Consider the following 25608-nt stretch of genomic DNA (forward strand, 5'->3'; position numbering starts at 1 on the left):
TTAACTTAGAAAATACGCACCTAAAATCAAGCGAAAAAATTAAAAAGCTAATCGTTTTTGTTAGTATAGCAGTTGGAATATGTACGAATATTGGAAAACATCATCATAAAAAAGTAAAAAAAATCAGAATTAAAAAACATGGGTATAAATCCAATAGTTTTTTCCGAAAAGGGCTTGATATTTTGAGAGAAGGTTTCAGAAATATCAATCAAGGATTTATAAAAATCTGGGATGAATTTTTAAATAAATTTACTCGGTGGATTCAAATACAACTATTTCATTATCAATACGTAACAAAAATCATCGGGTAGAGTAATGTTTACTAAATTAGTATAGAAGGAAAATGACTCAATTGAATAAAATAAAGGAATTTAGTAATTATCAATGTTTTACCTTTGTATGTAATTTAAGCTATTCCTTACTTCATAGAACTCCAAAGTTAAACTTTATAAAAAGAAAAAAGGTACAGACAGCAATGTCCGTACCCTTTCGATTTCAACCTTTCAAAACACAATTTTATTATTTTAACCAGTGGTTTTTATAATAAAAAAAAATGTACTCTTGTTATTGATTTATTAAACTATAAAAATGGTTAATGATAACGATACAAATTTATGCAAACTTTTTTGTATAATGCAAATACTTTTGCATTATTTTGCAGATATTTGCAAAATAAATATATAAATATCCAGTGAAACTATTGTACTAACATCCAAAACTCTCAATATGTTAAAAGAAGAACGTCAACAACTCATTTTAGAAAAATTAGGAACCGACAAAAAGGTTACTCTGGTAGATTTAGGTCAACTATTAAATGTATCTTATGATAGTGTAAGAAGAGACGTTATTGAACTTGAAGATAAAGGTCTTTTGAAAAAAGTTCATGGTGGAGCTATTGCTCATTCTTACCTTTCAATGAAGCCCAGCAAAGGTTTAGGCATTGTTAATACAGAGTTTGTTACTATTGCCAAAAAAGCATTGAAATTATTAGAAAACAATAAAATAATAATTATGGATGGCGGCACTACTAATTTTTACATTGCCGAACAAATCCCTAAGAATCTGGAACTTACCATCGTTACTAACAATCCTCATTTGGCAACAGCATTAGCAGAACACCCTAAAATAGAAATTATTTTATTGGGAGGTTCTTTCTATAAAAGATACCAAATAACGATTGGAAGCAAAACGATTCAAGACTTAGAGCATATTCAAGCTGACCTATATTTTATGGGTATTAACAGTATTAGTATAGAAAATGGATTAGCCATTAGACATTATGAAGAGTCTATTCTGAAACAAAAAATGATGAATGTTTCAAGAAAAACGGTAACGTGTGTATTGGAAGAAAAAATAAATAGAAAGGAAAATTATAGTGTCTGTAATTTTACAGATTTAGACTATTTGATTACGAGTTTAAATGCTTCTGACGAGCTTTTGAGTGGCTTTAAAAACAAAGGAGTAGAAATACTATAACCTTGCAAATAATTGCAAACAAAAAGGGCGTAAAATAATTTACGCCCTTTTTGTTTATGTTATGTTTTTTTATTTAAACATCAATAATAAACTTGCCATTAATAAACCAAGCCCTAAAGCAAAGAAAACAGAAGGCTTAATTCCCGGAATATTACTTTCACCTAAAGCAGATTCATAAGGATTTTCAGGATTATAACGAACCTGCATTTTTTGACCAATCTGGCTCAACATTGCCATTCCTTTGTCAGATTCAATTTTGAACTGTCTATCATTTACACTGAAAGAAACAACAGGAAAGAAAATTGGATGTTGCCCACGTCTATCACTACGGTCAAAACGTTTGCTGATTTCTACAATCTCACCTTGCGTTAATTGTGAATGTTGCAACCATGAACGACGTTTTTGAGTAAGGAAAAAACCTAACAAAATTAATGCTGCCGCAACCACAACAAAACCAGCCATTACAGTTGGAGGAACTCCAGTATAGACTCCGTGTCTTCCTGAAATTAAAAATATTGAATTGAGTATATTAACCATTTTATTTAATGCTCTTGAGATTTTAAAAGTATCTATGTATCATTTTACATTAATAGATACGTAAAAATTGCACAAAAGTTATTAATAATCAAGCAGTTATACCCAAACAGGGTTTTTCTAAAAAGTTGTAAATTGATGGTGTTTTTCCTAAAAAAGGCAAGTTTCCACTTAATATTTCTATTTTTAAATGCCGAATTGATGAATTTTACATTTTTAAAGCTAAAAACACTCTGTTTTTAAACTGGCTTTGTTCAAAAAAGTTTTTTATTGAAATATAAAGTTTTTTTATTGCACTTTTCCAAGCATCAGGTTTAATTCAAAGTCATATTTAATTTAAAAAATAGCTTTTTCAGCAAAATAGGTATCTTAAATTAGCAGAAAATCAAAAAAACAGGTGTTTTCTTAAAAATCATGTTTCAAAATAAAGTAATTATTCATAAAAAAGTTTTTTTTACAAAAACTCAAAATTTTCAAATTCCTAAAATACAAACGCCCAAATTGACGATTTTCAGCAACTCTTAGGGATAATTTATAACGTCAAATTCTCTTACAGCCATTCCTTCTTTTTAAAATAAATCAACATTCCGATTACTGACAAAATCATAAAGCCCCAAACATAATAATAACCGTATTGCCAATGTAACTCAGGCATATTGTCGAAATTCATTCCATAAATTCCTGCCACAAAAGTTAAAGGCATAAAAATGACCGAAATCACCGTTAGCACTTTCATGACATTATTCATTCTATTACTGGCTTGCGACAAATATAAATCCATCAAAGACGCCACCAATTCACGATAAGAATCAACCGTTTCAAGCACCTGTGTAACGTGGTCGTGTACATCACGTAAGTACAAAGAAGTATTCGGAGTTATCAGTGGAGCTTCTTCTCTAATCAAGTTAAAAAGCATTTCACGCAATGGAAAAACGGTTTTTCGCATCAAAGTCAATTCTCGTTTTATGCCATAAAGTTCATTCAGAGATTTCTGTTTAGCTGAGGTCAAAATATCTTCTTCCAAGCGTTCCATATTTTCAGAAACTTGTTCTAAAACCACAAAATAGTTATCTACAACCAAGTCTATCAAAGCATAAAGCAAATAATCTGCTCCATTTCTACGGGTTTTTCCAGCAGAAGTTTTTAGGCGTTGAAGGATTGGCTCAAAAACATCTTTTGTGCGTTCTTCTTGAAAGGAAATCACAAAACCTTCTCCTAAAATAAAACTCAAATGTTCTACCTCTATTTCACGAGTGTATGGATTAAATTCCATCATTTTGATGGTAATAAAAAGCTGTTCATCGTCGTAGTATTCAAACTTAGGTTTTTGTTGGGTATTCAAAATATCTTCCATCACAAGTGGATGTAAATCAAAGACTTCTCCAACAGTGGCAATAACTTTGGGTTCATGAATACCGTCAATATTGAGCCAGTAAGTTTTGTCGGCGTCTAAGGTGAGATTAAAGTCTCCTAATTTTGGGAATGTATGCGTTTTATAGAAATCAGCATTGTATTCAGTCCAAAAAACTTTGGTTTCAAAATTTACTTCTTCTCCAACGTAAGTGAGTGTTCCGGGAGATGTTCCGAGATTGGCATTCTGAATTTTATAGCGTTTTGACATTATTTTGTTTGTGAGAGTATATACCTAAAATTAAAAACAGATTGGCATAAATCAAATTCATAGCTTAATTTAGCGTTATAAAGATAGCCACATATAAATCTTATAATCCTTCCAATAAAACGTGATACTTTTGAAAATTACCAAATATATTCTACTTTTTAGTTTCTTTTCGGGTCTGGGAATAGTTGCTTGTTCACATCAATCTAAGTCATTTTCTGAAGAAACTTCCAGTGCGGTTTCTAACAAAAATGATAGCCTTTCTCGCTTATTTGACCCTAAAATTGCCAGTAGAAAAGCCATCAAATTAGACACTTTCTTCAAAAAATTACATAAACTTAATGGTTTCAACGGGGCTGTTTTGGTTTCGCAATACGGAAAAATCATTTATAAAAATGCGTTTGGGTATTCGAGTTTTACCAAAAAAGATACTAATACAACGCAAACACAATTTCAATTAGCTTCTGTTTCTAAGCAATTTACGGCTGTTGCCATCATGCAATTGCACGAAAAAGGACTCATCAATTATGACGACCCCGTTTATAAACACATTCCCAACTTCCCTTATGATTCTTCGATAACGATTAGAAGTTTATTGACACATTCATCAGGAATTCCTAATTATGTATATTGTTTAGACCGAGTTTGGAATAAACGTTTGTCGATGTCAAACGACCAAATTGTTGATTTGTTTGCAAAATACAAACCCGGAATTAACTATTTGCCCAATTCTCGTTTCAATTACAATAATTCAAACTATGTATTGTTGGCTTATATTGTTGAAAAATTATCAGGGTTGAGTTTCAGAGAATATGCTCAAAGAAACCTTTTTGCTCCCGCAGGAATGTCTCGTAGTTTTATTTATGACCCAACCAAAACGGAATTAGTAGCCAATGCAGCCGTAGGATATACGCCACGAAGAAGAGGTTATTGGCAAGTTCCTTTCGACCATTTGGACGGTGCAACGGGCGACAAAGGCGTTTATTCTACTGTTGAAGATTTATTTAAGTGGGATATGGCTCTTAATTCTGAGAAATTGGTAAAAATGACAACTCTCCAAGAAGCCTTTTTGCCTGCTCATACTTTTAGAAATATGATTACCAAAAACTATGGATTTGGTTGGCGTTTACAGCTTTTAGATGATGGTTCGTGGTTGACTTTTCATACAGGTTGGTGGCATGGTTTCAAAAATTATTATATGCACAATAATCGTGATAATTCATCTATTATTATCCTTCAAAACGTTGCGAACCACGCACTTGGACGCATAAAAGTTGCTCAGTCAATTCTTTATCCAGAAAAAGCATGGTACTTTATGAGTGGCGAAGGATTACCCGGAGAATTGGAAGGAGAATAGTTTAGTTGTGATTTTTTTTAATTGTGAGTTAGTGAATTGTGAATAATAGTTCACCAATCACAATTCAATAAATACACTGTTTAATAAGTTTTCTAAATAATTTTTATCCTAAAATCTTTGATTGTGGGAACTTCCCGAAAGTTTAAAACTTTCGGGAAGTTGAAATAACTTATGAAACAGTGTACTAAATCACAATTCACTAACTCACTAATTCACAATTAAAAAAATCACTAAATCACAACTATAATAATATTGCCAATCAATCGTTAAATCACAAAAAAATACTAATTTTAGGCGTAAAACCTAAAGCAATCAGTCATGAAGATTTCCAAAATTATCCTCTTTTTGTTTTTTATTTCAGCAAGTGCTATCTCGGTACAGGCACAGTCGGAAGATGAAGCTGTAAAATTTTGTGTCAACAACTACCTTGAAGGAGCATTTAAGGGAGACGCTGCCAAAGTAAATCAAGCATTCCATTCGAGTGCAGTTCTAAAAAGTATTAATGCTTCAGGAGCAGTAGCAGATATGCCTGTTTCAAAATTTGTGGGCGGTATGCCAGCAGGTGGTATGCAAGGTAGAGGAGCAAGTTCTTACAAAATTATTTCATATTCTTATATTGGCAGTTCGGCATTAGCTACGGTTGAAATCCAATTTCCAGAATACAAATTCATTGATTTATTAAGTTTATTAAAAGTTGGCTCAGAATGGAAAATCGTGAGTCGTGTTTATAGCAAAGCAGATTTAGACGCTCAAGTAAAAGGAATGGGAGTTTCAACATCAACATCATCAGTGGCGACAGCTCCTGCAAAACCTGCTGTAAAAAAATCAACTGCCAATGTAAAACCTAAAGCAGATGATGGTTGGTAGAAATCATTTATTAGAAATACACGAAAGCTCACTATCAAGTGGGCTTTTTGTTTATATGCACTTTGCGTAAAAAAGTATTAATTTATAACTTTGTAAAATTATGGATTGAAAATAAAGGTAAATCATCGAAAAATGTGTTTACAGCAATCCAAATTTTCATCTTCATTATTACATAACAATTTTAAGAAACTGATTATTAGAGGATTGAAAATAATTCCTAATAACATAACTGATAACGAATAACCAAGCAATGGGAAGAGCATTTGAATTTAGAAAAGCAAGAAAATTTAAAAGATGGGGACAAATGGCAAAAACCTTTACCAAAATCGGTAAAGATATTGTTATTGCTGTAAAATCAGGAGGACCAGACCCACACTCAAATTCACGTTTGAGAGCCATCATTCAAAATGCTAAGGCAGTAAATATGCCAAAAGACAACGTTGAACGTGCTATCAAAAAAGCTTCTTCTAAAGACCAAGAAGACTACAAAGAAATTGTGTATGAAGGATATGCAGCACACGGAATTGCGGTTTTGGTAGAATGTACAACCGACAATACCAACCGTAGTATTGCCAATATCAGAAGTCACTTTACTAAATGTGGTGGTACAATTGGAACTACAGGTATGTTAGATTTTATCTTCGACCGTAAATGTGTTTTCAAAATTGCTAAAACGGCTGATTTGGATATTGAAGAATTAGAATTTGAATTAATTGATTATGGTGCTGATGAAATTTTCTTGGATTTAGAAAGTAACCAAATCAATATTTATGGTGAATTTACCGCTTATGGTTCTTTACAAAAAGTTTTGGAAGAAAAAGGATTTGAATTATTAGGTGCTGACTTTGAGCGTATTCCAAACGATACCAAAGAATTGACCGAAGAACAAATGGCAGATGTAGAAAAACTTATTGAGCGTTTGGAAGAAGATGACGACGTTCAGAACGTTTATCATAATATGAGATAACATTTAGCAAAATATACAAAAGAAAAAAGCCAGATAAAAATCTGGCTTTTTTGCTGTATTGCTTCTTGCTATTATTTGATTACTAATCTTGGAAAGAATAGTTTTCATTCACAAAAATAAGAAAAAACTTGACAAATGTTAACCATTTAGTAAGTATAACAACTATTTGTACTAAAAATAATTATTTTATAACTAAAACGATGAGATACTTCATTGAATGTGCATATCGGGGAACAAATTATTGTGGTTGGCAAATACAAAATAATGCCAAAACAGTACAAGAAGAAATTGAAAAAGCACTGAGTACCTTACTAAAAAATACCATAGAAATTACAGGCAGTAGCAGAACAGATACTGGCGTTCATGCCATGCAACAAATGGCACATTTTGAGGTTGAGCATGAGCTTGATACAGAAAATTTGGTGTATAGAATTAATAAAATTTTACCGTTTGATATTTCTGTAAGTCGTATTTTTAACGTGGCAGATGATTATCATTGTCGTTTTGAAGCTACTTCAAGAAAATATGAATACAGAATTTCAAGACAAAAAAATCCATTTTTAAAAGGTTTATATTACGATTTCAACCATAAATTAAATGTGGAATTAATGAACGAAGCTTGCCAGATTCTCTTCAAACACATTGATTTTGAATGCTTTAGCAAAGTAAATACGCAAGTTTTCACTTTCAATTGTAGTATTATGGAAGCTCATTGGGAAGAAAAAGATGATTTATTGATTTTTCACATAAAGGCAAATCGTTTTTTGAGGGGCATGGTACGGGCAGTAGTGGGAACGCTTTTAGAAGTTGGTTCGGGCAGATTGTCCCTTGCTGATTTTGAGCAAATTATTCTTTCTAAAAATCGGAAAAACGCAGGTAGAGCCGTCCCTGCGGAAGGACTTTTTTTAATGGAGGTTAATTATTAGTAACACAGACTTCAGTCTGTATAAAAACAAACTGAAAGTAACACAAACTTCAATCTGTATAAAAACAAACTGAAAGTAACACAGACTTCAATCTGTATAAAAACAAACTAAAAGTAACACAGACTTCAGTCTGTATAAAAACAAACTGAAAGTAACACAGACTTCAGTCTGTATATTTTACTTACAGACTAAAGTCTGTGTTACTTTTAGTCTGTGTTACTCTACTACAATCTTCTTGTTAACACTTCTCTCCTCAGTTTTAAAATTCACTAAATAAATACCTTTTGGAAATCTATTTAGGGGTATAGTCAAGTCGTTTACTTTCCGTATTTCTTCTTGAAAATACTCCACACCTCTCAAATCTACGATACTAATATGCCCACTTTTTGGTTCTGAAAATCTAATCGTTACTTGTGTATGACTTGGATTCGGGAAAAGCGTAATTCCTTCCAAAATCTCCTCTTCTGTTTTAAGAATTGTTGCCGTTGTTGCTTTTACAGAAACATATTCCGATTCTGTTTTGTCTCCCAAAGCCTTGATTCTATAAAAATAAGTTGTTTTTTCTTTCAGTTGCGTATCGCTATATTCTGTCTGCAAAGCATCTAATTTCACCAATTCTTTAAACGCATCGGCTTCATTCAAACGTCTTTCCAAAACATATTGCGTTACATTTGGAATGGTTTTCCAAGCAATTTTTAAAGCATCAAAAGAATTTACGGTTATGGTCACTTCGGGCGTAGCAAGCAAAGCTGGCGTTTTGTTTTCAGCCGTTACAAAAGGAGATTCGCTCTTATCGCTCAAGGCTTTTACTCGGTAAGTATAAACGGTATTTGGCACTAAATCTTTATCTGTAAAAGATAAAACGGCAGACTCAAAAGTTCCCCAATTTCTGAAATCTAAATTGGCAACTTTTCTTTCTAAAATATAATACGTTGCGTTGGGAACAGACTTCCAATCAATTTTCAAAGAGTTATTATAAACGACTGTCACGGCAATATTTGAATTTTGTAGAAAATCCAATGTTTTCACCTGTACTTCTCCAAAAGGCGATTCCGTAAATGTACCCAAAGCCTTTACACGATATGTATATAAAGTATTAGCTTCCAACGATTTATCTTGATATTCTAAAACGGTAGCGGCAACTTTCGCTAATTGTTCATAAGCACTTGTTGTATTATTTTTTCTTTCAACGATATAATTTATCGCATCAGGAACGGCTGCCCAACTTACTTTTATAGCATCAACATAGGTAGAAACTCCCGTCACTTTGGGAATATCCAATGCTTTTGGCGTTTGAATCTGCACGCTCGAATATTCCGATTCTACATTAAGAGCAATCGCCCTAATTCTAAAAGTATAATTGGTACTTCCTAATAAATTATCACTCAAATATGTCAGCGTTCCTTTAGGCAAAGTTTTTACAACGGTATATTTATCAGCTTGCAAGTCTTTGATTTCTAAGACATAAGACGTTGCCGTACTGATTTCAGTCCAAGTTAATTCAACGGAAGTGGCAGTTTTAATTTTAGCCGTTAAAGTGGGAGAACTTAGCGGGTCAGAAATGGCTTGTTTGTAAAATGAAAAAGCAGACATTCCTCTCTGATTTTTCAAAAAAGGACCTCCAAAAATTCCTCTCAAATCCACTGGATAATTCATTGGAAAATAAGGAGGCAAATAAGTCAAACTTTGTCCGCTTGTAAATCCAGTTGTTTTTAACACGATTTTATTATTTTCTGCTCTTCCCGAAACCACTTTATCTGTTGTGTTATTCAGATAAATATAATCTTTCATGAAATACTTTCGGAGCAAACCATCATCTTGTTTATAAGTAGAATCGGCAGTCCAAATCATTTTTTGGGTATCTTCAAAAAGAATGGTTATTTCATCTTTGGCAAGGGTTGAATAATAGATTTTCTGAACATTAGGCGACACAATTTGCACAGTATCCACCGAACCATAAAAATCTCTTGCTACCAAACGCAATACATCACTCGCTACTTTTTTATAACCTTCTACGGAATAATGCGTTCCGTCGTAACCCGAATTCCCAATGGTGGCAATTACCTCCGTTTTGACATAATTTTTCTTAATTTGTCGCTGAAAATCACGAAGTTCCCCTGCTTCAATAATTGGCACACCGATAATATTGATTTGAAAAATATAAAACTTTCCTACTGCTGGATAATCTGTTTTCCAAAAGTTATACAATTTTTCAAATTCAGTTTTCCAAACAGAAGGTTTATCCAAAGCCTCGGCTTCGCCTTGCCAGTAAAAAAAGCCTTTGATGTTGTCTAAAACGCCTGCTTTCTTAGCACGGTACAACAATCTTCCGTAAATATTGGAAACATTACTCGGGTTAGTTACATCTCGATTAGTATGTTCTGTTATTGCCGAACCACCAACCGCCTCATTCAAAAAACAGGTTGGAATGGCGTATTTTTCCATGAGCATTTTCTGTAATTCAATTCCCCAAACACCCACATAAGGTTTACTCGCATTGGATAACGCCCACGTGGTATCTGCATTGGTTATGTAAGGATTATTAGTTGGGGCTTGTCCAAATGTGCGACAAAATTCATTGCGATAATCATAATTTGGAAATGTTGTGGAGATATTCCAAGCAGCAGCATTTGACTGTCCGTTAATCACAAAAACATCTCCCGAAACAATATTCTCACGAGAGGTAACTAACACAGAATCAGTACCTTTAATGGCATAAAGTTTAAAATGATAATTAGCTAACTCAGCTTTTATGGTATGCGAAAATGCAAAATTGGCGGAATTAGCAACGTAAGTTAAATTTGATTTATAGTATTTTACGGTGGCATTATTTCGTAAAACTTGCAAGGTCAATGAGGTATAATCAGGAGAATCTACTTTTCCAGCAATTGTAACATTTGCTTCATTTTTGGCATTACGTGGAAATAGTTGAAGATTTTGAGGAATTTTACTGTACGTTATCGTTGGAATTGGCAAATTAGACTCATAAGATTCTATTTTCACCTGATGAAAAGTCAAAGCTCTCAGCCCTTTTTTATTCACAATGTAAGGACCAATATAGGGATATTCGGGGTCACTATTGAGAATAAACGGTGGTAAATAAGAAATCAGAGAGGCAGAACTTGCGGAATTTAAGCTCAACACAATTTTATTTCCAGAAGCCGAATTTGTATTAACTACGCCATTAATACCATCTAAATAAAATTGATTTTTCATGACCAAATTTCGAGGCTGAGGCGTAAAAGATAAGTCTTGACTTGACTGAAAAACTAAAGTAATTTCAGTTTTATCTTTCTTTGAAAAATAGGCTTTTCTGAGATTCGGAGCATCAATATTATCAATGTCGGTTGAGCCATAAAAATCTCGCCCAACCAGTCGTGAAAATTCTTGAGCATTTTGCATATAGCCTTCTGGCGTATAATGTAACCCATCAAAACCAGCCGTCCCGATAGAAGCAACCACTTGAATATCAGCATACTTATCAACTTCTCTACGTTGAATATCTCTTATCTGGGGCGATTGTGGCAATTGAGTATAGCCAATTACATCAATTTGAAAAAGGTAAATTTGCTTGATTGATGGCAAATCGGTTTTTAGGTTTTTGTAATAAATATCAAAATTGCCACTCCAATCTGTACCTTCTCCATAAGCTTCCGATTCCCCTTGTCGATAAATAAATGCCTTGACCGATTTATCTACTCCTGCTTTTTGTAAACGGTATAACATTCTGCCGTAACCCGTCGTCAAATCAGCAGGATTGTTGGCATTTCTTGTAGCGTGTTGCGACATAGAGGAGTTGTGAAAACCTCCATTTATCAAACACGTTGGAATGCCATATTTATTCAAGATGGTTTGCTGAAATTCAAAACCCATTGTTCCAACTCCCTGATTAAAAGCATCTTGATTCGACAAAGTCCAAAGCGTATCCGCAGGGCTTCCCGTTGAAATACCACTTGTTCCCATCGTTTTGCCAAAGGTTCGGCAGTATTCGTTGGTACGAGTATCGTTAAAAAAACACGTAGAATTGGATTGTCCCGAAATCACATAAACATCACCTGCTACAATGTTTTCACGAGTGGTAATGCTCAATGAATCTTTGCCTTTTACTGCAAATATCTTGACATCATATTCAGCTTTTTCTGCCTTGATTTTTATGGATGAAAAGGAGAATTTTCCAACAGAATTGGCATAAGTTATCGGAGCTTTTTGATAACCAACTTGCGTTTTATTTCTAAAAAGTTGTACCGAAAAATAGTCCCAACCTGTTTCTTCAATTTTGCCAGAAATAGGAATAATAGCTTCATTTAGCTCATTTCGAGGATAAAGTTGATAATTTTGGGGGAGTTTATCGAAGGTTGTAGCGAAATACTTCTGTGCGTTGACGGCAGAACAGACCAATAGCAAAAGTATGAGTGTGTTAAGTTTTTTCATGGGTTTATTAGGTAAACAAATGTTTATGAGTTTAAAGTTTATGAGTCTTCTTCTAACAACTCATAAACCCTAAACTCATAAACTCAAAAGACTCTTTCTATTTAATCCAAAGCTTTCTTGACTTCATTGAGTTTCAAAAGAGCTTCAATGGGCGACATTGTGTTGATGTCAATATTTTTTAATAATTGTTCAATTTTCTCAAATTTTGGATTCTTTTCTGCTTCAAATAATGCCATTTGAAAATTCTGTTTTGGCATTTCTCTAATCGTCTGACGGTGTTGTTCTTTGGAACGATTTTTCTCTAATTCAATCAAAATTTCACTCGCACGATACACCACATTTTGCGGAATACCAGCCAATTGTGCCACATGAATACCAAAACTGTGTTCAGAGCCACCTTCTTGTAATTTACGCATGAAAATCACTTTTCCGTTGATTTCCTTTACCGAAACATTGAAATTTTTAATTCTCGGAAAATCATTTGCCAACTCATTCAATTCGTGATAGTGCGTTGCAAAAAGTGTTTTCGGACGATGATTTGAGTGATTATGCAAAAATTCAGCAATCGCCCAAGCAATCGAAACGCCATCGTAGGTGCTTGTTCCACGACCAATTTCATCCATTAAGACCAAACTTCTGTCTGAAAGGTTGTTCAAAATGCTGGCGGTTTCAGTCATTTCTACCATAAAAGTAGATTCTCCTTTTGAAAGGTTATCACTTGCTCCAACTCTTGTAAAAACTTTATCCACAATGCCAATTTGAGCTTCTGAAGCAGGAACAAAACAGCCAATTTGAGCCATTAAAACCACCAAAGCTGTTTGTCGTAAAAGAGCAGATTTACCTGCCATGTTTGGTCCTGTAATGATGATAATTTGCTGAGTAGCATCATCTAAATACAAATCGTTCGGAACATACTTTTCTCCCAAAGGTAATTGTTGTTCAATAACTGGGTGACGAGCATTTTTCACATTAAGCACCTTATCTTCAGACACTTGCGGTTTAGAATAATTATTCTTTTCGGCAATTTTGGCAAAATTTGTCAGTACATCAAGCACGGCAATAATTTTGGCATTTTGCTGAATTTGATGAACATAATCATTTGCTACATTGACCAATTCATTAAAAATTCGTTGCTCGATTACATTAATTTTATCCTCCGCACCCAAAATGGTTTCTTCATATTCTTTCAGCTCAGGCGTGATGTAACGTTCGGCATTGACAAGCGTCTGTTTCCGAATCCAATCGGTTGGCACTTTATCTTTGTGTGCATTGGTCACTTCTAAATAATATCCAAAAACTTTATTGAAAGAAATTTTCAGAGAAGTAATACCCGTTCTTTCAATTTCACGATTTTGAATTTGCATTAAAAAGTCCTTTCCTGTGTAAGCTATGCCCAAAAGGTGGTCTAAATCTTCATCAACTCCTTGCCGAATCATTCCTCCTTGATTACTCAAAAGTGGCGGGTCATCACGCAATTCTTTCTGAATTTTATCCAATAAAAACTGACACGGATTCAGTTGGTCAGCGTATTTTCTTAGAATTTCAGATTTAGAATTTTGAGATTTTGGCGTTTCTACCTCCACTTCATTTACAGTCAATTGCTCATTTTCTGTTACCGATTTCCCATATTCTGGATTCAAAACTTCATTCAAAAAATCATCACTACTAATTTCAGGAGACTGCTCGTTACTTACCGCTAACTGTCTATCGTGTTCAGAACGTAAACCGCCAATCGTTTCTAAAGGTTTTCCGTTGAGCAATTGCCAACGAATAGGCTCAATGTGCAAAAGTGCTTTTTTCAATGCCAATAATTCTCTTGGATTGATTCTACGAACGGCAACTTTTGAGATAAGACGTTCTAAATCACCAATTTGTTTAAGGCTCGACTCCAACGATTCACGTAATTCATCATTTTCTTTAAAATACGAAACCGTATTCAGACGCTCTTGAATCAGTGATTTTTCTTTAAGAGGCAACACCAACCATTTACGTAAAAGTCTTGCTCCCATTGGCGTCATGGTTTGGTCAAGAATCTGAATTAACGGAATTCCTCCCTCCTGCTGTGCCGAAACCAATTCTAAATTGCGAATCGTAAATTTATCCAACCAAACGTATTTCTCTTCCTCCAAACGATTGATGCGGGAAATATGCCCAACTTCACGGTGTTCTGTTTCCGCCAAATAGTGCATAATAACGCCAGCTGCAATAATTCCTTCTGTGAGCGACTCTACACCAAAACCTTTTAAAGAATTGGTTTTAAAGTGATTAGTCAGTAATGGATAGGCAAAATCATGTTTAAAAGCCCAATCGTCCAAGCCAAAAGTATTGAATTTGTCGCCAAAAATATTGGTAAAATCTTGGCGATTTTTCTTGCAATAAAGCACTTCAGAAGGCGAAAAACTCTGTAATAATTTTTCGATATAAGACACATTTCCTTGTGAACAAAGAAATTCTCCCGTAGAAATATCCAAAAACGCAATACCAACAATTTCTTTTGAAAACGAAGAAAAACTGACCGAAGCCAAGTAATTATTTCGTTTCATATCCAAAACATTGTCATTGTACGAAACGCCCGGAGTTACCAATTCTGTAACGCCTCTTTTCACAATTCCTTTTGCCGTTGCGGGGTCTTCCAACTGGTCGCAAATAGCTACACGCTCGCCTGCACGTACCAAACGTGGCAAATAATTATCTAAAGAATGATGGGGAAAACCTGCCAAATGGTCATCGGCAGTACCGTTATTTCTTCGGGTAAGGGTAATATTTAAAATTTTAGAGGCACGTACCGCATCTTCTCCGAAAGTTTCATAAAAATCACCGACTCTAAACAACAACAATGCACCGGGATATTTGGCTTTTATTTGGTTGTATTGCTTTGCCAGAGGCGTTTCATGTACTTTTTTAGCTTTGGTTTTATCGGTAGGATTATTTGATGGTCTTGCCATTAGTCTTTTTTAATAAGTAGGGGTTGGGATTTAGGTTTTAGGAATTAGTGAACTAACCCACAAATTCCTAACACAAATTGAATTGGTAAGTATTAGATTGTCTTCAAATAGCTAATCAATTCACTAAATCAGTAATACAAGTATTGTTTAAATTTCAATTTCTTTTACATCACCTTGTTGTTTTGCCATTTGGGTTAATTCCAAAAAGTCTGCAACGCTTAGTTGTTCTGCACGCTTACTCATGAATGGATTATCGGGTAACTGCAAGGCTTTCAAAGCATTACGCAAAGTTTTTCTACGTTGATTAAAGCCCATTTTTACTACCGATTTAAACAAACTTTCAGAAACACCCAAATCGGTAACATTATTCCGCTTTAAACGAATTACACCCGAATTTACTTTTGGCGGTGGAGAAAATACTTCTGGCCCAAGTGAAAAACAATATTCAATATCGTAAAACGCTTGCAACAAAACACTCAAAATTCCGTAGTCTTTGTTCCCCGGTTTTGAGGCAATTCTAACCGCTACTTCTTTCTGAAACATTCCTGCTACTTCTGGCACTAAGTCTTTGTAATCTAATACTTTAAATAAAATTTGTGAAGAAATATTATAAGGAAAATTCCCAACAATTCCGAATTTTTCACCATTGAAAAAATCTGCTAAATTCAAATGCAAAAAGTCGGCAGAATGTACTCTTCCTTTCAATTGCGGATAATGAATATTTAAGTAATCAACAGATTCACGGTCGAGTTCAACCACATCTGTCTGATATTCAGTATGTTCTAATAAATATTGAGTCAAAACGCCCATTCCCGGTCCAATCTCCAAAACACGGTTATAGTCGCCATGTCTCGACATTAAATCTGCTATTTTCTTAGCTGCCTCCAAATCCCGAAGGAAATGCTGCCCTAAACTTTTCTTTGCCCTTACGTCCATCTTTTTTTAATTAATAATTGATAGTTGATAATTAATAATTATTTGTGTAAAAAACCATTTATTACTTCTATCTATGCCTTAAAATTACGTTGAAATTTGTACTTTTAGGTTAAATATTACAATAAGTTAGTTTAGTATTTTACAAATTCACTTATCTAAATCAATTACAGTTTCAAAAACTGTTAATTGTTAACTATTAACTGTTAACTGAAATATGCGTTGGAGTCATAAAACAAAAGAAGAATTAATTTTAGAAATACGTCACCTAAAAAAGGAATTACGGGTATTAGAAGTAAACGAAAGGTCAGGAGAAATGCCTATTTCAATGGCATCTGAATTGGAGAAAACCGTTGAAAATCTCAATTTAGTAGGTATCGTTTTAGAAGACAATGGAACAATTGTTTTTTGTAACACCTTCGCTACCAAAATGTTAGGTTATGAGTTTGGAGAATTAGTTGGACAAAACTTTTTTGATGTAATTGTGCCAATTGAAGAACGTGACCAAAGAATAAAGTCTTTCAAAGACGCTATGGAAAAAGGTGGATTATTTGAGCAAAAAGAAAGAACAATGCTCTCAAAATCTAACCAATTAAAATACGTTGAACTCAATTCTACTATTTTCAATGATGCCACCGAAGAAATCCGTTATTTAACAGTCATCGGTGAAGACGTTACTGACCGCCGTAAAGTAGCAGAAGCTTTGTCTCGTTCCAATGCACAGTTACAAGATTTAATCAATAATACTTCCGATTTAATTCAAATTATCAGTATTTCTGGACGCTTTTTGTATGTAAATAAAGCATGGCTCGAAAACACAGGTTATGAGTCGGACGAATTATCAAGTTTACGATTAAAAGATGTTCTCCATCCTGACTTTGCAGAAGAAGCATTAGATAAATTTGAAAAAATTAAAAATGGTGAAAAAATAGCTGATGTAGAAGTTGTATTCAGAAGAAAAGATGGAAGACGCCTTTATCTTTCGGGTTCGGTAAACTGCCGTTTCGAGAAAGACATTCCAACGGCTTTCCGTTGTATTTTTCATAACTCAACGGCAAAAGTACGAGCAGAACGGTCTTCAAACTTATATGCCAGCATTGCACAAGCCACTATTCGCTCAACTAATTTAGATGATTTATATTTTAACATTCATGAAGAATTAGGAAAAGTAATTGATGTAAAAAACTTCTTTATTGCTCAATACGACTCGGCAAAATCGTACCTATATTTCCCATACTATGTAGATGAATATTTTGATAGTCGTGTTCATTTTACCAAAAGAAAATTAGGAAACGGACTCACCGAGTACGCCATAGCAGCCAATAAACCCCTGATTCTCAGAGACGAAGACATTTATCAATTAGCCGAAGAAAAGAAAATTTATCTTTATGGCGTTGTGCCAAAAGTGATGATTTGCGTACCCCTACGCATTGGCGATAAAGTAACAGGAATCATTGGATTAAAGTCTTATGAACGACAAAATAAATACGAACAAAGAGATTTACTTTTATTAGATTTTATTTCTGGACAAGTGGCTCTTGCCATTGCCAGAAAACAAGCTGAGGACAAATTAGCAAGAGAAACCTCTCGTTTGACGGCAATTATTGAGGGAAGTTCGCACTTAATGTGGTCTGTCAACCGCAGAATGTTATTAACTTCTTTCAATCAAGAATATGCACAACTCATTGAAAGTCAATTAGGTGTAAAACCACAATTGACCCTTAGTACCGAAAAAATGGGTTTCAGAATGGTTTCTCAGACCGACCGTAAAGTTTTAGAAGACAAGTACAAATCGGCTTTCAAGGGAGAACAACAGCATTTTGAAGTACAGTTAGATTCGCCAGATGGAGAAGAAAAATGGGTAGAAGTTTACCTAAATCCAATCATTAATAGTGGTAATATTGAGGAAGTTTCGGGAATTGGGCGAGATATTACCGATTTAAAAAAATATCAACAAGACATCGTAAAGGCAAAAGACGAAGCCGAACGCTCGTTGAAAGTAAAAGAAAGATTTTTGGCAAACATGAGTCATGAAATCCGTACACCAATGAACGGAGTAATTGGTATGATTGATTTGATGATTGATACACCATTAAATGACGAACAAAAAGATTATGTGCAAACTATCAAAAAGTCTTCAGAAACCTTACTTCACATTCTGAATGACATTTTGGATTTAGCCAAAATTGAAGCGGGAAAAATGGCTCTTCATGAAGCACCAATTGTTTTCAAAGATGTTTTTGACCGTCTTCAAGCATTATTTTCACAATTAGCGATTGTCAAAAACAATAAAATTATCTGTGAATTTGGCGAGAATTTACCAGAATTTGTCATTGCAGATGAAACCCGTTTGTTACAAATTTTATCAAATTTCACGTCAAATGCTTTGAAATTTACTGAAAATGGAACGGTGACAATCAAAGCGAATTTGGTAGAAAAAAGAGGAAAATTCAATCGTATAAAAGTAGAAGTAACCGATTCTGGCATTGGTATTACCGAAGAAAATCTCAAAATTCTTTTCAATGCTTTCCAACAAGTGGATAATTCTACCAAAAAATCATTTGGCGGAACAGGCTTAGGTTTAGCCATTTCAAAAGAATTATGTCGAATGATGAAAGGCGACGTTGGCGTACATTCAGAATGGGGCAAAGGTTCAACGTTCTGGTTCACCATCGAAATCAAACAGACCGACATTAGTCCGATGATGGCTAAAAAAGACGAACCTGTTTTCCAAGTTGTTAATCATTTCAATGAGTATCACCCATATTTATTGGTTGTTGATGATAACGCCACCAACCGTAAAGTTGCCAGTGAAATTTTACGAAAATCGGGTTGTGAAGTGCTAACGGCAGATTCTGGTAAAAAAGCCATTGAATTAGTACAGACTGCCCTAACGGAAAGACCTTTCGATATTATTTTTATGGATATTCAAATGCCCGAAATGGATGGCGTTGAAACTACCCAACATTTAAGAGGTTTGAAAATATCATTACCGCCAATTATTGCCATGACTGCCTACGCTATGAAGGAAGACCGTGACCGTTTCTTAGCTAATGGCATGAATGATTACGTTCCAAAACCTATCCGAGCAGAAATTTTAGTTAGAAAAGTAGCCGAATGGGTTTCTAAGCAATTAGCTGACTACAAGGAACTGAAAAGTACCGTTGTAATTGAAGAAATCAAACAAGAAATTCAACCAATTATTGACCTAAAATCAGAAATTCAAAATCCAAAAAATATTGTAGAAATTTCCATTCCAGATTATGAAGCAGAATTGGATAAATTTGCGATTCTCGATAATGAAATTGTCAAACAATTAGCCGATAGTGTGGGGGGCGATATGGAATTTGTAGCATCAATTTTAGAAGGTTTTGAAGAAGAAGCAACTGAACAAATCAGCCTTGCCATTGAAGGTCATAAAGCCAATAATTGCAAACAAGTACAAGGAGAATTACATACTTTGAAGGGAAATTCAGGAACTTTGGGAGCAATGCGTTTGCACGAAATAACCAGAATTATCGAAGAAAAAGCAAAGCACTGTGACTTTCAATTGTTCGAGCGTGAAGTTATTATTTTACAAGATGAATTTGAGAAATTCAAAAGTGAAATCTTAAAGATGAAAGCATCTTGACGAGAATGCCTCCAAGTTGGAGAACCTTAACGTTGTGGAGCAGTGCGCCGCCCCGCCCCACAACAAACGAAATTTAACTTTGGCGGATTATTCAATTTAAAAAATAGGGGCATAACTTGGCGGTGCTATACCCCATATTGCTACGACTTATTGGCGGTTAGTCGTAACCTCATGTCAATGGTTTGGGAATATTTAATATTGTTGAACTAAACCCCAATGTGTAACAGAATAATACAACACAACCAATGACAGACTCTTTCGATGTTATATAAAATACATCATTAAAATACAAAAGCAAGGAACGTATAATTTTCGATTTATACGTAATTGTACGTAAAAATTATCAATAATTCTTAATTCTACAAGGAAAACTTGGTTATTTTTAGAAAGCCTACCAATCTTCATGGGTACTCTCCTCTTTTTTGGCTTAAATCAGCAAAAAACAAGTTCATATATATCTAAAAATCAATAACTTAAAAAAAATAAAGGGTTTTTATCAATAATCCATGACATACTATAAAAAAAGTTATATTAAATTTCGCTCTCTCAAACAATATTTTAACAATAAACATTCAAAATTGATAATATTAAGAATATGAAAGTAACTACCCGCATTCAATTAATGCTTATGATGTTTCTTATGTTTAGTACATGGGGAGCTTGGTACGGACAAATGGGAAAGTATCTTTTTACAACATTAAAAGCCTCTGGCGACCAAATTGGTAGTGCTTATGCAACCTTTTCAATAGCCTCAATTGTTGCTCCTTTTTTTGTTGGAATGATTGCCGACCGTTATTTTTCAGCCCAAAAAGTAATGGGTGTCCTTAATCTAATTGGTGCAGGAGTTCTTTATTTTTTAATTCAAAATCAAGACCCGGACACTTTCTTTTGGTACATTTTGGCATATACCATGACCTTTGCTCCTAACTTAGCTTTGTCAAGTTCTATTGCCATGAACCAAATGCAAGACCCCGGTAAAGAGTTTCCATCTATTCGAGTTTTAGGAACTATCGCATGGATTATTGTTACTAACATCATCGGATTGTATGGATATGGTGATAAAGTAACCATTTTCCAAATTGCCATGTTTACTTCTATTATTTGGGGACTATTTGCATTTACTTTACCTGATACCCCTCCAAAAGCAACTGGACAAGCTTCTATTTCTCAAATTTTAGGTACAGATGCGTTTGTACTTTTCAAAGACCGTTCATTTTTAATTTTCTTTATTTCTTCTGTTTTAGTCTGTATTCCTTTGGCATTTTATTATGCTCATGCCAACTTATCTCTTACAGAATCTCACATGACAAATGTGGAAAATAAAATGTCGCTCGGACAAGCTTCTGAAGTGCTTTTTATGCTTTTAATTCCTTTTGCTTTACAGAAATTTGGCATCAAAAAAATGCTTATTGTGGGCTTAGTAGCATGGATTGTCCGCTTTTTATGTTTCGGAAATGGCGACGGAATTTCATCAGAATGGATTTTATATTTAGCCATCGTTTTACACGGTGTTTGTTATGATTTCTTCTTTGTAACAGGACAAATTTATACTGACAATAAAGCTGGAGATAAAATCAAGAATTCGGCACAAGGACTTATTACTTTGGCTACTTATGGCGTTGGTATGGGGATTGGCTCAAAAATTTCTGGACTTGTTTTAGAAAAATATACACTTCAAGATGCTTCTGGCATTGTAACGGGGCATAATTGGAACGGCGTTTGGATGGTTCCTGCGGGAATTGCAGCGGTAGTTTTAGTATTATTTATTATTTTCTTTAACGACAAAAAAGAAACGGAACTATAAATTTAGACCACAGATTGAACTGATTTCACGGATTTACACTGTGTGACGCACAGTCTGGGACACACAGTCAGGTAAAATAAAGAAACATCAGCGAAAATCAGTATAATCCGTTTCATCAGTGGTCTATCGTTTGTCTTGTGACAAACCATTGATAGTTCCAAAAAGAAACAGTTTAGTTTTAAAGAAAATCCCTTAAATCGTTTTTTACCTTTCAACATAATTTTACTATTTTTCAATACTCATCAACTCAAACACTATGGCAAAAGTTTGTATTCTCGGAGGTGGTTTTATTGGGCGTTTTTATGCCGATGCACTTCACGGACAACGTAGTCGTGACCGTGTAGAAGTGGTTTACGCACGCAAAGAAGAAACCGCAATACGCTTCGCAAACGATTATTCTATTCCTCATTATACTACTTCGATGGAAGAAGCGGTGGCTCATCCAGAAACCGAAGTGGTAGTGATTGCCCTTCCCAATCATATCCATGAAGAGGCAGTTATGCTTTGCGTAAAGCACAAAAAAGCTGTTTTGTGTACCAAGCCACTCGGAAGAAATGCAGAAGAAGCCCTCCGCATGACTAAAGCTTGCGAAGAAGCGGGTGTTTTTGGAGGATATTTAGAAGACCTTTGTTATACGCCAAAATTCTTAAAATCACTTCAAAGCATAAAAGACGGAGCAATTGGTAGAATTCTTTGGGCAAAATCTCGTGAAACTCACCCCGGCCCACATTCAGATTGGTTCTGGAATATAGAAATGGCAGGTGGAGGAGCAATTCTTGATTTGGGTTGCCATTGTATTGAAATTGCTCGAAATTTTATCGGAAAAGATATTAAACCTGTTGAAGTGATGTGTTGGGCAGACACGCAGGTAAAACCAATTGATGCCGAAGACCATGCCATTGGTTTGGTGAAATATGAAAATGGTGCGATTGGTCAATTTGAAGTTTCATGGACTTTTCGTGGAGGAATGGATTTACGAGATGAAGTAATGGGAACGGAGGGGACAATCTGGACAAATTCTTTTTTACGTACAGGTTTTGAAATGTTTACCACTGGCAAAGGCGAAGGTGGGTATGTGTCAGAAAAGGCAGAATCTGCTACGGGTTGGCTTTTTCCAGTGGGTGACGAAACTCATGAATTAGGCTATACACACATGTTTACGGATATGTTCAACGCCATTGAAGAAGGAAGAACTCCACAAGAAAGTTTCTATGATGGCTATGTAGTAAATGCTATTATTGACGCTGCTTACAAATCGGCAAAATCAAAATTATGGGAACCTGTGCAATTGCCAGATTGGCGTGGACAAGAAGGTTTACAAAAACCATCGGTATATCAAGAATATGATGCAGACCATTGGTTCATCAAAGAAGAATTACTGCCAAATGGAGACCTCAAAATAATCTTGAAGAAAAAAGAATCAGGAGAAATCATTGAAATTGAGAAATTGAACCTAAAATAATTCGGAAGTATGTACTTAATGTTGCAAAACCTCACCCCGACCCCTCTCCGATGGAGAGGGGAGAAAAATGGGGTCTAATGCTCCCCTCTCCATCGGAGAGGGGTTGGGGGTGAGGTTTTTTCGACTCAAATTTAACCTGCGACATTAAGTATATACTTCCGAAATAATTTAACCGTTTGAAGTTCATCAAACTCAAAAATCACGTTAGATATTTATGAGTCACTAAAATAATAGGTAGTCTATTTGTCCTGTGTTGAAATTAATAACGATACTTTCATAAGTAAATATTAATCTCAATTACAGGGCAAATGACTAAACTTCGTCAAAATACGCCCTATTTCCCTCAAATATTGGTCATAATAATTTCTTAATTATGACGCTACATTCAAAAGTAAAATATTCAAACTCTTTATTTATTATTTAGAAAATTGCCCTTCGAGGCGAGGGAATATTTTTGTCTTTTACAGAAAAGAGCAAAAACACAAAAACGCTCTTATCACCATTTTTTGATTTTTATATATTTTTTTCGTTTTTTAATGTAAGCTAAAATCGTTTTTTATATATTTGTAGATAATCAAAAAAAGTTTTGGTATATCAGTAAACTTATGGGCAATGATTGTTTTTATAGAAAAAATAGCTCTTGATAAGAGCTATTTATCATAGATTATAATAGAGTAACTCTTTTCAACCACAACAAAAAAATAAACCACATAAATATTCTTTACGGCACACACAAATTATGAACAGAATTGAAGACAGAATTAGAGTATTAGTGGCAGAAAAGGGAATAACACTTTTGCAATTAGCAACTAATTCAAATATTACAGAGGCGACCTTACACGCAATTTTAAATAGGAATGATGCAAAATACTCGCAATTACAAAGAATAGCATCGACATTGGGCGTGAATGTTGCCTATCTTGCAGGAGAAACAAGCATAAAAAATATGTCAGCAGTACAAGAAGCTCAGACGGGATATGTAGTAATAAAAGCCGATGACGTCATTGAAATGCAAAAGAAAATAATCGACCTTCAAGGGCAGTTATTACAAAAATTATAAAAATTAGTTGGTAATAAAAAACCCAAATTTGAAATTCAAATTTGGGTTTTTTATTACCTATTAAATCTATCTTTCAATTTCAACAAAGGTGTTTCGATATACCTAAATGAGATTTCGCACACCATAATTGTTAATAAAATTGCTGTTGGATAAAGGATGAAATTAAATAGTTGATGATTGATACCGTCGCCAAAAAAATAATGAATTGTATTGATGCAAAGCACTATGACGGCAGGATGATAAATGTATATTCCGTAGGAGATTTTACCGAGATAATGAATTATTTTCTGTTCGAGATAAATGATAGAATTGGGATTTTGTGAAACATTCAAGATGAAAAAACAGAAGAAAAATCCGTAAAACTCCATGTTGAATCCCGGAACATGAAAACCTGTCCCTAACATCAAAGCTAATATGGCATAGACAATAATTTGAACGTCTTTTCTAAATAGAATTGACAATATTTTTTCTTTCTTTGTAAAAACTAAATACGCTCCAATACCACCAATCATCATCGTCAGAATACGAAATTGGCTAAAAAACAACGCTAATCCTTCTTGAATTTTAAACTTTGTTTCTTCTGTAAAATCACTGATTTTAAATATATAAAGCCATATTAAGCCTAAGATAGTCAAGAATCCGACTAACAATTTGATGAAGGTTTTTAAAGGATTTTTACTTTTAATTATCCAAGGCCAAATAGCATAAAACTGCTCCTCTACTCCTACCGACCACGTTTGGGCACACAAATAAGGCGAGCGATAAAAAACAAAACCAATATTGGGCAAAAACAATAAAAAAAACGGTAAACGTTTGAAGAAATCGGCATCAAAATAATATTGGTCACGAAGAGGCTCATTGAAAATTGGAATGGCAGGAAACACAAAAAATCCTAACAAAACAATAATAAAATAAAGAGGCCAAATACGAAGAATGCGGCGAATGTAAAAATCTTTAGCAGAAATATCTCCTCGACGTTTTTTCTCACTAAAAAGTAAATACGTTATCAAAAAACCACTTAGTACGAAGAACAAGCCAACGCCTAATTTTCCCATATTTTTAATAAAGAAATTACCGTAATTGTTCTCAAAACCCATCAAATATTTAATTTGCTCGGTATGGTGTATCAAAACAGAAAAAGCAGCGATAAAACGAACTCCGTTGAGATTGGGAAAATAAACTGGTTGATGAGGGTTTTGCATTATTTTTATTGTAGTATCCTTTTATGGATTACAAAATTACGCTTCGTAACTTTGATTTCAAATTTTAATCCAACACAATGGAAAAACAGAAAAATAATCCTTTGCATGGTTTGACCTTAGAAACCATCGTTACGCACTTGGTAAATTACTATGGCTGGGAAGATTTGGGAAGTAGAATTAACATAAAATGTTTTAATATTGACCCAAGTATTAAGTCGAGTTTGACTTTTTTACGCAAAAATCTTTGGGCAAGAGAAAAAGTAGAAAGCTTATATTTGAAAAGTTTAAGAGATATAGCAAAGGAGAATAAAGGATAATTGGTTATTAGTTATTGGTTATTGGTTATTGGTTATTGGTTATTGGTTATTGGTTATTGGTTATTGGTTATTGGTTAT

16 protein-coding genes and 1 pseudogene are annotated in these 25608 nt (G+C 34.3%); 11 read left to right on the top strand and 6 right to left on the bottom strand.

Translation table 11 applies throughout. The features are described from left to right. Positions 1-311, top strand: a pseudogene (locus tag LV89_RS25390) (hypothetical protein); the annotation flags it as partial. 415 nt (positions 312-726) lie between these two features. Next, positions 727-1476 carry a DeoR/GlpR family DNA-binding transcription regulator gene (locus LV89_RS22590; protein ID WP_109745201.1) on the top strand — a complete coding sequence of 250 codons (750 nt, stop codon included), beginning with the start codon at positions 727-729 and terminating at the stop codon, positions 1474-1476. Positions 1477-1545: 69 nt separating this feature from the next. Here LV89_RS22590 and LV89_RS22595 read toward each other — a convergent pair whose 3' ends face one another. Both LV89_RS22595 and corA read right to left on the bottom strand, forming a co-directional pair. Then, entirely contained in the window at positions 1546-2013 is a 468-nt protein-coding gene (locus tag LV89_RS22595) for a DUF3592 domain-containing protein (protein ID WP_109745202.1), read from the bottom strand. A 547-nt stretch (positions 2014-2560) separates the two neighbouring features. Continuing rightward, positions 2561-3631 (bottom strand): magnesium/cobalt transporter CorA, encoded by a 1071-nt coding sequence (gene corA, locus LV89_RS22600; RefSeq protein WP_109745203.1) that lies wholly within the window; start codon positions 3629-3631, stop codon positions 2561-2563. Positions 3632-3761: 130 nt separating this feature from the next. Here corA and LV89_RS22605 point away from each other — a divergent pair, with 130 nt between their 5' ends. The 4 genes from LV89_RS22605 (at position 3762) to truA (ending at position 7745) form a co-directional block, all read left to right on the top strand. Further along, positions 3762-4985 carry a serine hydrolase domain-containing protein gene (locus LV89_RS22605; RefSeq protein WP_158279670.1) on the top strand — a complete coding sequence of 408 codons (1224 nt, stop codon included), beginning with the start codon at positions 3762-3764 and terminating at the stop codon, positions 4983-4985. 318 nt (positions 4986-5303) lie between these two features. Next, complete coding sequence (locus tag LV89_RS22610) at positions 5304-5852, top strand: nuclear transport factor 2 family protein (RefSeq protein WP_109745205.1); 549 nt, start codon at positions 5304-5306, stop codon at positions 5850-5852. A gap of 250 nt (positions 5853-6102) precedes the next feature. Further along, positions 6103-6819, top strand: a complete 717-nt coding sequence (locus LV89_RS22615; protein WP_109745206.1) for a YebC/PmpR family DNA-binding transcriptional regulator — start codon at positions 6103-6105, stop codon at positions 6817-6819. 200 nt (positions 6820-7019) lie between these two features. Next, a complete protein-coding gene (gene truA, locus LV89_RS22620) occupies positions 7020-7745 on the top strand; it encodes a tRNA pseudouridine(38-40) synthase TruA (protein WP_109745207.1) in 726 nt (241 codons plus the stop codon). A 216-nt stretch (positions 7746-7961) separates the two neighbouring features. Here truA and LV89_RS22625 read toward each other — a convergent pair whose 3' ends face one another. From LV89_RS22625 to rsmA, 3 genes are all read right to left on the bottom strand, one after another. Then, on the bottom strand, positions 7962-12176 hold the full coding sequence (locus LV89_RS22625; RefSeq protein WP_109745208.1) for a sialate O-acetylesterase: 4215 nt from the start codon (positions 12174-12176) through the stop codon (positions 7962-7964). 101 nt (positions 12177-12277) lie between these two features. Then, on the bottom strand, positions 12278-15121 hold the full coding sequence (gene mutS / locus LV89_RS22630; RefSeq protein WP_109745209.1) for a DNA mismatch repair protein MutS: 2844 nt from the start codon (positions 15119-15121) through the stop codon (positions 12278-12280). 147 nt (positions 15122-15268) lie between these two features. After that, entirely contained in the window at positions 15269-16057 is a 789-nt protein-coding gene (gene rsmA / locus LV89_RS22635; RefSeq protein WP_109745210.1) for a 16S rRNA (adenine(1518)-N(6)/adenine(1519)-N(6))-dimethyltransferase RsmA, read from the bottom strand. Positions 16058-16271: 214 nt separating this feature from the next. Between rsmA and LV89_RS22640 the strand changes: the two genes are divergently transcribed. The 4 genes from LV89_RS22640 to LV89_RS22655 all read left to right on the top strand — a co-directional run bounded on the left by LV89_RS22640 (position 16272) and on the right by LV89_RS22655 (position 24011). Continuing rightward, positions 16272-19685, top strand: a complete 3414-nt coding sequence (locus LV89_RS22640; RefSeq protein ID WP_109745211.1) for a PAS domain S-box protein — start codon at positions 16272-16274, stop codon at positions 19683-19685. 595 nt (positions 19686-20280) lie between these two features. Beyond that, complete coding sequence (locus LV89_RS22645; protein WP_109745212.1) at positions 20281-21489, top strand: nucleoside permease; 1209 nt, start codon at positions 20281-20283, stop codon at positions 21487-21489. Positions 21490-21745: 256 nt separating this feature from the next. Further along, positions 21746-22951: a Gfo/Idh/MocA family protein gene (locus LV89_RS22650; protein ID WP_109745213.1), complete on the top strand. Its 1206-nt coding sequence runs from the start codon at positions 21746-21748 to the stop codon at positions 22949-22951. Between the two features lie 739 nt (positions 22952-23690). Next, entirely contained in the window at positions 23691-24011 is a 321-nt protein-coding gene (locus LV89_RS22655) for a helix-turn-helix domain-containing protein (protein WP_109745214.1), read from the top strand. 53 nt (positions 24012-24064) lie between these two features. Here LV89_RS22655 and LV89_RS22660 read toward each other — a convergent pair whose 3' ends face one another. Continuing rightward, the gene (locus LV89_RS22660; protein WP_109745215.1) at positions 24065-25213 is read right to left on the bottom strand and encodes an acyltransferase family protein; all 1149 of its coding nucleotides are present in this window, start codon (positions 25211-25213) and stop codon (positions 24065-24067) included. Positions 25214-25290: 77 nt separating this feature from the next. Here LV89_RS22660 and LV89_RS22665 point away from each other — a divergent pair, with 77 nt between their 5' ends. Continuing rightward, the gene (locus LV89_RS22665) at positions 25291-25530 is read left to right on the top strand and encodes a VF530 family protein (RefSeq protein WP_109745216.1); all 240 of its coding nucleotides are present in this window, start codon (positions 25291-25293) and stop codon (positions 25528-25530) included. Positions 25531-25608 lie beyond the last annotated feature (78 nt).

The sequence above is a fragment of the Arcicella aurantiaca genome (assembly GCF_003148625.1).
Lineage (GTDB): Bacteria > Bacteroidota > Bacteroidia > Cytophagales > Spirosomataceae > Arcicella > Arcicella aurantiaca.